Source organism: Thainema salinarum CENA647 (assembly GCF_057732415.1).
Window position 1 is genome coordinate 247,473 of the sequence record NZ_JBYJZJ010000022.1, and the last position, 13,634, is coordinate 261,106.

The 13,634-nt window shown below is 52.8% G+C and carries 9 protein-coding genes and 1 riboswitch; of the genes, 4 read left to right on the forward strand and 5 right to left on the reverse strand.

All coding sequences use genetic code 11. The annotated features are described in order from the left end of the window. Window positions 1–1,478: 1,478 nt before the first annotated feature. From AC286M_RS07875 to AC286M_RS07885, 3 genes are all read right to left on the reverse strand, one after another. Window positions 1,479–1,949 carry a thiol-disulfide oxidoreductase DCC family protein gene (locus AC286M_RS07875; RefSeq protein WP_488203851.1) on the reverse strand — a complete coding sequence of 157 codons (471 nt, stop codon included), beginning with the start codon at window positions 1,947–1,949 and terminating at the stop codon, window positions 1,479–1,481. Window positions 1,950–1,966: 17 nt separating this feature from the next. Next, complete coding sequence (locus AC286M_RS07880; protein ID WP_488203852.1) at window positions 1,967–5,857, reverse strand: DUF1565 domain-containing protein; 3,891 nt, start codon at window positions 5,855–5,857, stop codon at window positions 1,967–1,969. A 499-nt stretch (window positions 5,858–6,356) separates the two neighbouring features. Then, window positions 6,357–6,524, reverse strand: a complete 168-nt coding sequence (locus tag AC286M_RS07885) for a hypothetical protein (protein ID WP_488203853.1) — start codon at window positions 6,522–6,524, stop codon at window positions 6,357–6,359. A gap of 249 nt (window positions 6,525–6,773) precedes the next feature. On the opposite strand from AC286M_RS07885, the gene AC286M_RS07890 reads away from it, so the two are divergent. The 3 genes from AC286M_RS07890 to tnpA all read left to right on the forward strand — a co-directional run bounded on the left by AC286M_RS07890 (window position 6,774) and on the right by tnpA (window position 8,809). Then, the gene (locus AC286M_RS07890) at window positions 6,774–7,898 is read left to right on the forward strand and encodes a thiamine phosphate synthase (protein WP_488203854.1); all 1,125 of its coding nucleotides are present in this window, start codon (window positions 6,774–6,776) and stop codon (window positions 7,896–7,898) included. Between the two features lie 71 nt (window positions 7,899–7,969). After that, window positions 7,970–8,212, forward strand: a complete 243-nt coding sequence (gene thiS, locus AC286M_RS07895) for a sulfur carrier protein ThiS (protein ID WP_488203855.1) — start codon at window positions 7,970–7,972, stop codon at window positions 8,210–8,212. Between the two features lie 153 nt (window positions 8,213–8,365). Beyond that, the gene (tnpA, locus tag AC286M_RS07900) at window positions 8,366–8,809 is read left to right on the forward strand and encodes an IS200/IS605 family transposase (protein WP_488202591.1); all 444 of its coding nucleotides are present in this window, start codon (window positions 8,366–8,368) and stop codon (window positions 8,807–8,809) included. A 120-nt stretch (window positions 8,810–8,929) separates the two neighbouring features. Here the strand turns inward: tnpA and AC286M_RS07905 are convergent, their stop codons facing one another. Together AC286M_RS07905 and AC286M_RS07910 are read right to left on the reverse strand one after the other, a co-directional pair. After that, entirely contained in the window at window positions 8,930–10,213 is a 1,284-nt protein-coding gene (locus AC286M_RS07905) for a DEAD/DEAH box helicase (protein WP_488203856.1), read from the reverse strand. 460 nt (window positions 10,214–10,673) lie between these two features. Then, window positions 10,674–11,717 carry a HEAT repeat domain-containing protein gene (locus tag AC286M_RS07910; protein WP_488203857.1) on the reverse strand — a complete coding sequence of 348 codons (1,044 nt, stop codon included), beginning with the start codon at window positions 11,715–11,717 and terminating at the stop codon, window positions 10,674–10,676. 378 nt (window positions 11,718–12,095) lie between these two features. Continuing rightward, window positions 12,096–12,204, forward strand: a riboswitch (TPP riboswitch). Window positions 12,205–12,211: 7 nt separating this feature from the next. On the opposite strand from AC286M_RS07910, the gene thiC reads away from it, so the two are divergent. Then, window positions 12,212–13,594 (forward strand): phosphomethylpyrimidine synthase, encoded by a 1,383-nt coding sequence (gene thiC / locus AC286M_RS07915; RefSeq protein WP_488203858.1) that lies wholly within the window; start codon window positions 12,212–12,214, stop codon window positions 13,592–13,594. Window positions 13,595–13,634: the final 40 nt, after the last annotated feature.

Genomic DNA, 13,634 nt, shown 5'->3' on the forward strand with positions numbered 1-13,634 from the left:
ACGATTTCACTTCTCCAAACGCGATTAAAATCTGGGCTGAAAAATAAGGTTCACCTTCTATCTGTTCGGTGATCCGGTGAACTGCGAGCAACATCAGCTAGCGGTTAGAAGCAGCGAAAGTATTAAAGATATACGTTCATTGACTGTTTCAATCTACCCACCGCTAGGTAACGGGTCAGCAATCGGGGAAAGCCATGCAACATCTCTGCTTTACATGCTCCACAAGAACATAGACGTAACAAGATACGGAATTCGGATCATCTTGTAGGCACGCACACTGTTCTTACTATTAGCCTTGATTAGAGAATTTGAGCAACCGGGAATCTGCCCAATTTGATCTGGTTATCTATACTTCAGTTCAGGACTGAGGCTAATAATTCGACTTATCAGACATTGAGATCACTAGAAATCAACGGAGAAAGCTCGAATGATTTAATTTGAATGATGCAACTAGCGATCGGAAAATCACTGTTCAGGTAATAACAATAGACCTATGATTCGGAAAATTAAGAAAGCGTATTTATTAGAACGACTACAGTTCAGCCTCACACCAAAAATTTTGCATCTTATCCAACTATATATTCTTGGACGTATTAACAAGATCCTGACAAGATGCCAAAGGTTTACTCTAAAAGCAGAAATTCAAAAAGCTAAGAAGGCTTGAGGTCTTGTTTAGTTGAAAGAGATGCACAATCCAATTCCAGACGACTGAAACCTATAATCTATATCACTACGCATGATGAAACGAATGACAGCACGAGTGATCTAAATACCTATGATTTCGTCAATCTTAGTATAGTCTTTAAAACAGATAGAAAGTGATTAAAACTTGTAAAAATAGCTATGGGAAGTAGCGATCTTTGAAGTAGGCTTTGTTCATTCTGTTTAGCCCCTAGTTATTACATTCAGCTTCGACCCAATTAATATAATAGCTTCAAATTTGGAAAAGGCAATAGCAGCAGCGTCAGCCCAATGCTGATCTGAGTTGCAGTCTGTAAGTATTCTTGATAGTTGAGCCACGATTTTCGTTGCATTTCTTTAATCAAAGTTGTTGATTTGAATCGGATAAAGACAGTCAAAACACTTCGTGTATTGCTCAATACAATCGACATTTCAACTATCTGATGGATCAACAACCCTGTTTGCTACCATTCCGCTCAAATTCTGATGTTTTGCAACTTTTCTTCATAACAACTGCCGATTTGGCTAGCTGAATCTTAAAAAATGTTTGTACTTTCTTGTATCGATACGCTAGCAGAAGCAAGCTACATTCTAGAAGCTTAATGACGCTAAATATTCCATCTGTTTGTGCCTAAATTGCATAAACCACTCTACATATAGCGTTTTGTATGCCAAATATTTCCACGCTTCTGCGCCGTCAAAGCGGGTACTGTAGATGAGAAGAAGTTCGGTGCGGCGATTCCTAATGGCGGATGTTTAAGCCTTACGCTAGGGGAACGCTTTTGGTTGCCGTGTTCCTAGGGTAGAAACCGCGATCGCTCTTTTTCGGTGGGTACTCGACAGGTCGCTCGTTTGCCAAACCAGCGGTAGCGATTGCTCGCCACCGTGCGATAAACGACATTGCGAATGGGTTGAGGGATGATCTGCAACGCCGCCACGATTAACCACAGTCCACCCAGTCGCTCAGCTACCTTCAGCGCGGCGTTAGACTGGTCATATAGCCCAGTTTGATCCAGATAGAACATCGACCAGGCTTCCAAATCGGTCGGTAGCGACGGCAGCAGTTGGGCAGCGGTCTCCCCTTGCAGCGGCGCAATCCACATCTTGCCTGCTGGATCGAGCTTCAACAGCAGATCGACAAAGCCGTTGCACAAATTGCACTCACCATCGAAAAAGACAATTGGTTTGTCGATTGGCGGCGCGGACTGACTGCGATGCGCGATCGCATCTGGCCTTGAATTTGGCGATGCTGCGTGGGGAGAATTCATCGGTCTAGCAACGATGCTTACTCTGCTAGGATGACGCTAAATCCACTTTCCTGCAACATTTGCATGATGGCAGTCGCCTCTGTGCGATCGCGGAATGCGCCCGCCTGCATCATTGACCGACCGTTGTACTGAACCCGGAATGCGTCGCGGACATGCTGCTTCAGCCGTTCTTGCTCAGCGGTGCTGGGTGCATCCACAATCAGCCGATAGCCGAGACCAAGGCTTGATGCCCGCGTGGGTGGTGGCGGCGGATCAATGGGGCTGCGGGTGGCATTCGGCGAGACGTTGACGGCAGGAACGCTGCTGCGGGCTAGAGGAATATTGATGCTGGGGACAGGCAGTGCATTTTCTTCAGCTTCTGCGATCGCACGGGCAATTTGCTCGGCCTCTCCGTTGGGTACAGGGCTGGTTGTGCCTGGAGCTGTGCCCCCTGCGGGTGAAACGGGAATCGAAATTGCGCTGGTTTCCGTGCCTGTCGTTGAACGAGTGGCCAGCGCACTCACGAGTGAACCTGTTGCGCCTGAAGCATTGCTGGTCATGGCCAATACCTGCTCACGAGTCGCACGCGAGGGCAGACGCGGCAACGTTGGCTCACGACGGGTAGCGGTACTAGAGGTTGCTGCACTGGGCGCTGGTGTTGAGACACTGGGTACGTTAGGCGATGCAGTCGGAGCCGTAAATTCAAATTCCCGTACTGCATCAGCGTCATCTACAGGCTCAGGCGTTGCTGCATCGGTGTCGGTTACGTCCCTGATCGCTGTGTCTGCGCCAGATCTGGCGGCGATGGTGAACTCGCGCTCCGTATCGCGGCTTGCAACATCGCGACTTGCGTTGGTTGGTTCGGCTGAACGTTGATCATTGGAATGCGATCGCAGGGCAAAGGGTCGATCTGCGATCGCGGTCGCTAAATCGCTGTAATCGCGGCTCGAACTGGTGCGGCTGGCTGCTTCTGTTGTCTCCGCTTCTGTTGTCTCCACAGATGAGCTGTCTTCATCGACAACCTCAGTCGTTTCTGGCATCGTCTGCTGGCTGTTTTCAGGAACAATATCCTGCACAGCATCAATGCTGAACTCTAGAGAACGCACCGTTTCAGCCGGAGCCGCTGCAACGATTTCTGGTTCTGCCGTTGGTTCTACAGCGGGTTCAGCGGTTGCTTCAGATGAACTCGCTGCTGGAGTGTCTGCTGTCGCCTCAGATATCGTTTCAGGCGTATCGCTAGAAATGACTGCCGCCAGATTGTCTGAACGACGAGCGTTCGCTGTTTGGCGGTCATGCAGGAGCGAAGGCCAGCCCGCTGGAGTTGCAGTGTCAGACGAATTAGTACCACTGCCAGCGGTGTCTGGAGTCGGGACGGGAATCGAGATAGGCTGATCGCTGGTCAGATTTTGGGGAGGCGTTGCCAATGCCAGTGTGCCGTTATTCACATTGTTGATTACTGGAGCATTAGCAGGTGCGGCTGGCAGTTGAGATTGCGATCGCGCTGTCGAGGCATTAGCCGGAGCATCCTGAATCGCTGGCACGCTGGTGGAATCGGCTACCGTCACCTGTGATGTAATCGTGGGTAGCGGTGTCGCTTCCGGTTCAGTCTCAGTCGATGCCGCTTCATCAGCAGGCGTTTCAGCAGGTGCTGATGAAGATGCGGTAGCTGTATCTACACTGGTTCTCGCTGCACTCACCTCTGGTACTGGCTGAGCCGGGAGCTGTAGATCGGCGGCTGTTGGAGGCGTAGATGCTGGCGCAGCAGACAGGATAGGCGCTGGCTCTGATGATTCAGATGCACTTGCGCTTTCACGAGTGCTGCTGGTCGATGGTGCCGTAAATTCAACCTCTGTGACCAATGAATCCGAGACCGATTCAGCCGCTGGCCGAACCGCGATTTGAGTATCTTCCTGTTCAACTTCAACGTCTGCGGCTACTGCTGCCGACTCCTCCGATGCTGGTGATACAGCAACTGGCTCATCTGTCGCCTCTTCCAGATTGGTGGCGGCTTGAGCGGCGGCTGGCTCAAGGATTGGCTCAATCGTAATTTCAGTAACCAGTGGCCGGGATGCCGCTCCGCCTCTAGGTGCCTCTGCCACCGTAGCGGCGGCTGGAGACGATTCTTCTGATGTGGTTTCAGATGCTGCTGGCTCAGAAGTGGCTGCCTGATCACCACTAGCCGATTCTGGCTCTACGGGTGCTTCAGTCGCGTCAGGTGCAGCAGGTTCAACCGTAGGACTTGAGTTGACCGTTGGCAAGGTCGGCGTGGGGATGCGAATCGCGATCTGATTGCTGTCTAAGCCACTATCTGATTCATTTACTGCTTCACTGGGAGATGCTGCGCTAGCTGGTGCTGCTTCCTCGGTGACTGCTGATGTTGGTGTGGCAGGTGGAGGTGGAGCTGCGATCGCAACCTGCTCCGCTTCACTAGATCCAACAGATTCAGCCGCTACTGTATCTGCCTCTTCTGCTACAGGTTCTGAGGCATTAGCAGTCGTTTCGAGCGCTGCACTGACCGCTGCTGGACGTTCTGCGGATGAATTCTGAATCCAGGCATCCATCGCTGAGATCGGCGGCACTGACGGCGTTCGGCTAACTTGGGTTTGACTAGTTTGAGGTGCTGCGCCGCCGCTGGTTCCCGCCTGTGATGCTGGAGCAGCCTGGGTCGTGCTTGTGCTAGCCGATGCTGTCGTACTAGGTAAGGTCGGACTGGGTGTGACAGCACTGGCCGCTGCGGAATTGGGCAGCGTGGTGCTGGAAGTGACTGGATTAATTGGCGTGACGCTGACCTGATTGGTGCGGCTCATCTCCGCCAGCGTGGCGTTGAAGGGATTGCTGGTCGGCGTGACAGGTGCGTTGGCGTTGAGTGCGATCGCACCCGTGACATCAATTTTGCCCCGTGCTGCACTGGCTTCAAACTGGCTACCATAAACCGGAATCGGCGTTTGCACTGCCTCGGCGTTGATGTCCAAGCGACCGTTGCTGCGGAAGATGTTGCCGCCTGCTTGATCCGGTGTGCCCAGATTGGGCTGAGCATTGGCTCTAGCGACCAACCCATCACGCTCTTGGCCTTCGATGATGTTGACCTGGAGGGCGGGACGCGCTTCGTCCTGCACTACAATGCCGTCCCGGTTCCGCAAAATTCGATTCCCCACCAGAATCGGTCGGGCTTGATGCGCAATATTCACGCCAAAGCTGTTGCTATCAAACGTATTATTGCGTAGGGTTCCGCCTGCTTGGCCGAAGAGAGAAACGCCGCTGGCACCGTTGCCCGCAAATAGGTTACTGCGCAGCATCGGATTGGCGCGACCTGCCACGGCTACGCCGTCGTAGCCGTTGGCATGAAACGTATTGTTGACCACGATCGGGCTAGTGGATTCAATCCATAAGCCGTAGCCCTTTGGATCGGTGTTCGTGACGGTAACGCCTGTGAGACCCGCCTGATCGGCTCCCACCAGCGTCACATTTTGCTCGCCAAATGCAGGGCTGCCATGTATACCGCCGCCTTTGATGATCACATCCTGGCCGGAATTTTCGGGGTTGCCCTGAATCGTCACACCAGACTTGAGCTGAATCGGAAACGACTCACCATTACTTGCACTATAGGTACCGGGCGCTAACACAATCACCGTATTGGGTTGAGCCACCTGGAGCGCATGAGTCAGGCTGCGAAAAGGAGCATTCGATTCACCGGAACCTGATTGATCCTGTCCGGCAACGGAATTCACGTGCAGCACCGTCACGTTCGAGGCTGCGTGAACCGCATTCTCCGTACCAGATGGCGCGCTGGCAATTGGTTCTGGAGCTGGCTGGGGATTGGATGAATCAGGCACCTGCGCGATCGCAGATTCGCCGACACCCACAGAGAATGCCATGCCAGCTAGCCAGATGACAGATTGGCCGATGGCCGATCGGTGACTCGAATTCATATTTTGTGACTCCTCACACTCACTTCGAAACTCCGACTCCTCACATTCACTCCGCCCATTTAGCTTTGATCACGGTGGTGATTCCCACTTACTTGCACCTTGCATTCTGAGAACCCTTTTGGGTTTTGGTGCAAGATGTAAGCTTAGGTTTTGACGGTTTAGCCACACTGGATGTCGATTTACGCCGATCTGTTTCGGCTGATCAAACACTAAATGTGACAAGAATGCTCAAAGTTGTAATGCAACTCCCGCAAAAGATCCACCGTGAAGTTATAAGTTTTGTCAACAGCCAATCCTGAAAGCGATGCCTTTCCATCGGGGCACATAAGATATGAAACGCGAGATGAGCAAATAGATAAGTTTCTGTTGGTTTGAAAGAGGTAGGGGCGGGTTTAGCTGATCAATTGTGGTTCAGACTTAAACGGTGATGGCAAAAACCGCCCCTACGAATGGTTAAACCGCTCTTACAGGGTAGGTTGTTCTCAGAGAGAAATAACGTTCAGCAAAGTTGGTAATCTTCTGGAGCAGGTTGAGCATGACGGGGCAGACCATTTGGAACATCAATGCCTGGATACAGACCACCCTGTCCTCGTGCAAATCCCGCCTGAGCAAGCCGGAGACCACAGCTCAACCGCCAGCAAAGCCAGTCACGAAAGCAGCTGCTCACTCAGCCTCCCGTAAATCCGTTCAACCCAAACCAGATCTACAACCCGTCGCAACTATCCAGAAATCTGCCAAGCCACAAGTCAAACCACAACCAATCACAACAAAACCAGTAGCAACGATGTATCCCTCCCCTATTCACCACCCAAAATCCAACTCTCAAAACCCATCTACCCTCCCACCCATCCACCCATCTACCCCCTCACCCACTACTCCCTCGCGCTACGATGAAAAAGCAACAGTGGTAAGGGCTATGGGCGATATACAGCAACTGCATCCAAACAATCATGCCGAGAATGGGCTACCGTCCAGCGAGACGTTGAGCAATGGGCAAAACGACATCTTCAAAGCGTCGATCTACCGCATTCTGGACGCTAATTTGGATCGGGCACGGGAGGGACTGCGCATCATTGAAGAGTGGTGTCGCTTTAGCCTCAATGACGTTGAGCTAACTCGCCGCTGTAAGGATTGGCGGCAGCAGCTTGCCCAGTGGCATACGCCCGAACTGCGGGCCGCTCGTGATACGCCAGAAGATCGGGGTACTGCACTGACCCATGCCCGTGAAGCCCAGCGATCTAGCGTGCAAGACGTGTTGCAGGCCAACTTTTGCCGCACGGAAGAAGCGCTGCGGGTGCTGGAAGAATATGGCAAAGTTCATCATCCAGAGATGGCCGCGGCCTGTAAGCAACTGCGATATCAAGTTTACACATTGGAAAGCGACCTGCTTGGTCAGCAGCGCCACCGCAAGCTGCTGCAAGCCCGCTGTTACCTAGTGACTTCGCCCAGCGATCGCATTTTAGAAATTGTGGAAGCGGCCCTTAAAGGTGGCCTGCACATTGTCCAGTATCGCGAAAAGCAACAGGACGATTGCGATCGCATTCCGCTGGCGCAAAAGCTCTGTGACCTCTGCCATCGCTACGGCGCATTATTTATCGTCAATGATCGGGTAGATATTGCTCTAGCCGTGAATGCCGATGGTGTTCACCTGGGTCAGCAGGATATGCCAATTGCCACCGCGCGGCAGCTCTTGGGTACAAATCGGATCATCGGTCGCTCCACCACGAATCCCGATGAGATGTCACGTGCGATCGCAGAAGGGGCAGATTACATCGGCGTTGGCCCTGTGTACGCTACACCGACGAAACCGAATAAAGCCGCTGCGGGTCTGGACTATGTTCGCCATGCCGCTGCCCATGCGACGGTGCCCTGGTTCGCCATTGGCGGAATTGATGCCGATAATCTCGGTCAGGTAATCGAAGCGGGTTGCGATCGCGTTGCCGTTGTCCGCGCCATCATGGCTGCCGATCAGCCCACGCTGATGACCCAGTTTTTCGTTACCCAACTAGCGAACACCAAAGCTTATAAAATCTCAGAGTAGTCTTTTGACGTTACGTAGGGGCCAATGGCCATTGGCCCCTACAGTTTATTGCTCACGTACTGAAGATCATCATGTCGCACGCTGCCAATTTCTCGGCTGATTCCACGGCTCAGGTCAACGTACAGGTGAACGGCAAACCGCAGACCTGTCCACCAAATACCCTGCTACCGGATTTTCTCCAGCAGCAGGGCATGAATCCTCGCTTGGTCGCCGTGGAATACAACGGTGAAATTTTGCATCGCCAGTTCTGGGAGTCCACAGTGATGGAACCTGGCGATCAGCTCGAAGTTGTCACCATCGTTGGTGGCGGTTAGCGTTCAAGTTTTGCACTTAAGCGCAGTTCAACTTAAAAAGTACCCCGGTATTCCAATCCTGCCCTCTCCCTAAATCCCTCTCCCAAGCTTGGGAGAGGGACTTTGAATCTCTTGGGGTCCATTCCCCGCCGCTCTGCGGCGTAAGATCTAAGAATGAGTGAGTACATCCACAAGAGTCATAACGTAACAGTTTTGCTATACCACTTAGTGTTTCCAGCAAAGTATCGACGGGTTGTGTTTGATGAGCAAGTAGATGCGGTTCTGCGAGAGGTCTGCCTCGAAATCGAGAAACGCTACGAGGTGAAGTTTGTCGAAATTGGAGTGGACAAAGACCATGTCCATTTTCTAGTGCAGTCCGTGCCGACCTATAGTGTGACCAAACTGGTAACGATGCTGAAAAGTTTAACTGCACGAGAAGTCTTCAAACGATGCCCTCAAGTGAAGCAGAAACTTTGGGGAGGCGAGTTTTGGAGTGATGGATATTTTGCGAGTACAGTAGGCCGCCACGGGGATGAAGGAATGATCGCCAAATATGTTCAAGCCCAAGGCAAAGATTACCTCAAATTGCATCGGGATAATCAACTTGCTCTTTTTTGATTCTGATACCCCGTCCGCTTGCGGCGGGGTATTTCATTTTCCGGCTCTTCCCTGCTCCCATTTTGGGAGTAGGGGTTGGGGGAAGAGGGCTAATCTAGGATATTTTTTAGATGGAATACCCTAAGCCGTGCGTATCCCTTTGCGTTTCCCGTTGCGAGGCGCATTGGACTTTTTGTGGGACGGGGTTTGAGAGTGGGCTGAGTCTGGGCGACCACGGCGCTGCTTCGATCGCCGCTGCTCAGGTTTGGGCACAGCAGTAGTCCGAACGGCAGTTGGCTCGTATCCCGGAATGACATCTTTGTCGAGGCTGCGCTTCAGCAACTGCTCAATCCCTTTCAACAGGGAATGTTCATCCGTAGACACCAGCGAAACGGCTCGTCCCTCATTTCCGGCTCGGCCAGTGCGGCCAATGCGATGCACATAGTCTTCGGCCACATGGGGCAGCTCAAAATTCACCACATGGGGCAGTTGGTCAATGTCTAATCCGCGTGAAGCCACATCTGTGGCGACGAGGACGCGCACCTTGCCCTGCTTGAAATCCTTCAGGGCACGAGTCCGAGCGGCCTGACTTTTGTTGCCGTGAATGGCAGCGGTTTTCAGTCCGTCTTTTGCCAACTGATCGGCTAAACGATTTGCGCCATGTTTCGTGCGGGTAAAGACCAGCACCTGTCGCCAGTTGTTGAAGCCAATCAGATAGGACAGTAACTCCCGCTTGCGATCGCGATCCACGGGATGCACAATCTGTTCAATATGTTCAGCGGTGGTGTTGCGAGGCGCTACTTCAATTTGCACGGGTTCGTGCAGCAGGGTACTCGCCAACTTCCGAATCGCGGCAGAAAAAGTAGCCGAGAACATCAGCGTCTGCCGGGAAGCGGGCACCTTGGCCAGGATTTTGCGAATGTCATGGATAAAGCCCATGTCCAACATGCGATCGCACTCATCCAAGACCAGAATCTCGATTTGCGAGAGATCAATCGTTTTTTGCATCACGTGATCCAGCAGGCGGCCTGGAGTGGCAATCACAATATCCACGCCCTGCTTCAGGACTTTAATTTGCGGCCCAATGCTGACACCGCCATAGATCACCGCTGGCTTGAGCGCTAGGTGTTTGCCGTAGGTGTTCACGCTCTCGCTGACCTGAACGGCAAGTTCGCGAGTCGGAGCCAGAATCAGCGCTCGTGGGCTGCGTTGCCTTTTACCGGGATAGGCGGCGCTCAGGCGCTGCAGCAGCGGCAGCGTAAAGCTGGCGGTTTTACCCGTTCCCGTTTGGGCACTGGCAAACACATCCTGTCCCTGCAACACATGGGGAATGGCCTGCTGCTGAATGGGTGTAGGTGTGGTGTAACCCTGATCGGCAACAGCACGCAGCAGTTCGGTCGAGAGACCGAGAGTTTGAAAAGTCATGAATTAGCTTGCTCCTAGATGTGCCCCTACCCCAAATGAAACGCTGGGGCCAGTCTTAAGAGCAGTAAGTTGATCATTTGTATCGGATGGCTTGAATAAACAAGCTCCAACGCGCCACAACAGACTAGAGCTGAGGCTATTCATCCTAACATACCGCTTAAAGTTGTAACGGGGTAGGAAGTCTCCCATCTTCCTTAAACTGTACAGGTGTGTAGGCGGGTTTTGCCGTCAACTCTATGACCAGGAGCAGATTGGTCTACTAAACCCGCCCCTATCCAACATTGAACTTGCTGCAAAGCTGGCAGTATGACATGGCTACACTGTCAGCTTTGCAGTATTAGACCTTAGCGGAAATTGTTGTGTAGCGCGGCGGAGCTGCGCTACACAACAATTTCCAACCCCGAAAACTTTATTTCCAATAAAGTCTATTAAATTAGCAGTATTAAATTATTGGCTTAGTTTAGTACTTGGGCTTGTTCGCTGACTTGGGCGACTTCGTCTTGAACTGGACTTTCTTGGGATAGAACTTAAACTGATTCACCGCTGCACTGGCTGTCTGCACCACGTCTAAATCCGAATCGCGCAGCGATTTGCGCAGTAGGGGAATCACTTTGTCAGACTGAATGCGGCTGAGCGCTTCCACGGCAGCCTGACGCACAGTGGGGTCAGCATCCTGCCGCAAGCGATCCAGCGTAAGAATTGCCTGCTGCGTCCCCGGCTGTTGACGCCCCGCCACCGTCTGGCCGATGGCAGTGGCCGCCAGTTTGCGAATATGCGGATCAGTTTGAATCGAATAGGCTGCCAATTCTGGCAGAGACGCTGTGCCTCGAATCGCCAATGCATTCACCGCGTCGGTTAAATCCAAATTGGGCGTAGCCGTCCGCATCGTGGGCGTGGTTTTTGGCGAAGTTGCGACGGGAGGAACCGATTGGGCTGGCGGTTCTGATGCAATATCTGGCGCATGAACCGTTTCTTCAGGGGAGGACAAATCCACGGAAGCAGGCGGCATATTGCCCGTGATTGGTGATGCCGTCGAGTCGGGCACCGGAGCAGCAACAGGCTGGCTTTCCTGCGCCGCCGAGGTGAACGGCATTGGTTGGCTTGTAGGTTGCATAGCCTGCGGCTCAAGCTGTTCAAGCTGCTGAATGCGATCGCGACTCTCCTGCAACTGCGATCGCGACGAATTCAGTTCCGTTTCATAGGCCTGCACCTGCGATCGCAGCGTCGCCAGTTGAGCATTAGCAGATTCCGCCTCAGTCCGATAGGTCTGCACCTGCTGCTCCAGCGCCTGAGTTTTATCGCTCACTTCTTGGCGATAGTCCTGCTGCAACCGCTGCGTTGCCTCCCGCAACCGCTGCTCTCGCTCCTGCTCTAGCTGATTAATTTGGCGACGGCTCTGATCCAGCTCATTACTCTGCCGCGCAATCGTGGACTGAAGATAAAAATACATTGCGATCGCACCCACGATCAGCCCCGCAACCAACCCAATAATCAGCATTAGCATAGATTTACTCCGTCCCCACTTCAACGTTCAACTTACTGCAACTCAGACCCAATCCGCTAGCAAAAGCTTCACGATCTCAGTAATCACCCAATCCATCTCTTTACTCCTCTTGCTTCACTTTTTTTCCTTCTAGATTCGGTGCATTACGCTACGCCAACCGCACCCTACGCCCCTTTTCCTAATTCCCTCTATAGCCCCTTACCCACTTTTCTACCCTCCTACCCTCCCACTTCTCACTGATTAAACCAAACCCCCGTCCCCTCAAACACATCTGCTGCATCCTCCGTAACGTTTGCGTCACCTCCCTTTACAGTTCGACACGAAGCAACAACTTTCGCCACGCCTGCTGCGAGACATCGGTGACGGTGATAAAATTTGACTTCAAGCTAGGGGTGTCTGGGCATTGGATTTTGTGTCTGGGCTGAGATTAAACCCTTAGAACCTGAGACCGGTTCAGACCGGCGGAGGGAAGCTGTTTATTCGAGGAACTCAATATGCGTACAGAATGGGTTGCAAAGCGCCGCGGACAAGCCAACGTGTCGCAGATGCATTATGCACGGCAAGGTCTGATCACCGAGGAAATGCAGTATGTCGCCCAGCGGGAAAATCTGCCCGTTGATCTGATTCGCGACGAAGTGGCACGGGGACGCATGATCATTCCCGCCAATATCAATCACACCAATTTGGAACCGATGTGTATTGGCATCGCCTCCAAGTGCAAAGTGAATGCCAATATTGGCGCATCGCCCAACTCGTCTAACATCGATGAAGAAGTGGCGAAACTGAATCTGGCCGTGAAGTACGGTGCCGATACGGTAATGGATTTATCTACGGGCGGTGGCAACCTCGACACCATCCGGACAGCCATCATTGGCGCGTCCCCGGTGCCGATTGGTACGGTACCTATTTACCAGGCACTAGAAAGCGTTCACGGCGCGATTGAAAATCTCACGCCCGACGATTTTCTGCACATCATCGAAAAGCACGCTCAGCAGGGTGTGGACTACATGACCATCCACGCGGGCATTTTGATGGAGTATCTGCCGCTGGTGCGCAGCCGGATCACGGGTATCGTGTCTCGGGGCGGCGGCATTATTGCTCGTTGGATGCTGCACCACCACAAGCAAAATCCGCTCTACACTCACTTCGACGACATCATCGAAATCTTCAAGAAGTATGACGTTTCCTTCAGCTTGGGCGATTCTCTCCGTCCCGGCTGTACCCACGATGCGTCTGATGAAGCGCAGTTGGCTGAGCTGAAGACACTGGGACAGTTGACCCGTCGCGCTTGGGAACATGACGTACAGGTGATGGTCGAAGGCCCGGGCCACGTGCCGATGGATCAGATTGAGTTCAACGTCCGTAAGCAGATGGAAGAGTGTTCCGAAGCCCCCTTCTATGTGCTTGGCCCACTTGTAACCGATATCGCGCCGGGTTATGACCACATCACCAGCGCCATCGGTGCGGCAATGGCAGGTTGGTATGGTACGGCCATGCTCTGCTACGTGACGCCGAAGGAGCACCTGGGCTTACCGGATGCGGAAGACGTACGTAACGGTCTGATTGCCTACAAGATTGCAGCTCACGCGGCTGACATTGCTCGTCATCGTCCGGGTGCCCGCGATCGCGATGATCAACTCTCTGAGGCACGCTACAACTTTGACTGGAATAAGCAGTTTGAGCTGTCCCTCGACCCCGAACGGGCCAAGGAATACCACGATGAAACCCTGCCTGCGGATATCTACAAGACGGCTGAATTCTGCTCCATGTGTGGGCCGAAGTTCTGCCCGATGCAGACCAAGATGGACGACGAAGCGCTAACGGAACTGGAAAAGTTCTTGGCGCGTGAACAGCAAGGTACGGCAGCTTCAGTCTAGATTATCCTGCCGTTAGACATTGCGTAGGGGCGGGTTTTGT

Coding starts and splice junctions, on each gene's coding strand:
- AC286M_RS07875 (WP_488203851.1), bottom strand. CDS start 1,949: ATGAATTCTCCCCACGCAGCATCGCCAAATTCAAGGCCAGATGCGATC.
- AC286M_RS07880 (WP_488203852.1), bottom strand. CDS start 5,857: ATGAATTCGAGTCACCGATCGGCCATCGGCCAATCTGTCATCTGGCTA.
- AC286M_RS07890 (WP_488203854.1), top strand. CDS start 6,774: ATGGGCGATATACAGCAACTGCATCCAAACAATCATGCCGAGAATGGG.
- thiS (WP_488203855.1), top strand. CDS start 7,970: ATGTCGCACGCTGCCAATTTCTCGGCTGATTCCACGGCTCAGGTCAAC.
- tnpA (WP_488202591.1), top strand. CDS start 8,366: ATGAGTGAGTACATCCACAAGAGTCATAACGTAACAGTTTTGCTATAC.
- AC286M_RS07905 (WP_488203856.1), bottom strand. CDS start 10,213: ATGACTTTTCAAACTCTCGGTCTCTCGACCGAACTGCTGCGTGCTGTT.
- AC286M_RS07910 (WP_488203857.1), bottom strand. CDS start 11,717: ATGCTAATGCTGATTATTGGGTTGGTTGCGGGGCTGATCGTGGGTGCG.
- thiC (WP_488203858.1), top strand. CDS start 12,212: ATGCGTACAGAATGGGTTGCAAAGCGCCGCGGACAAGCCAACGTGTCG.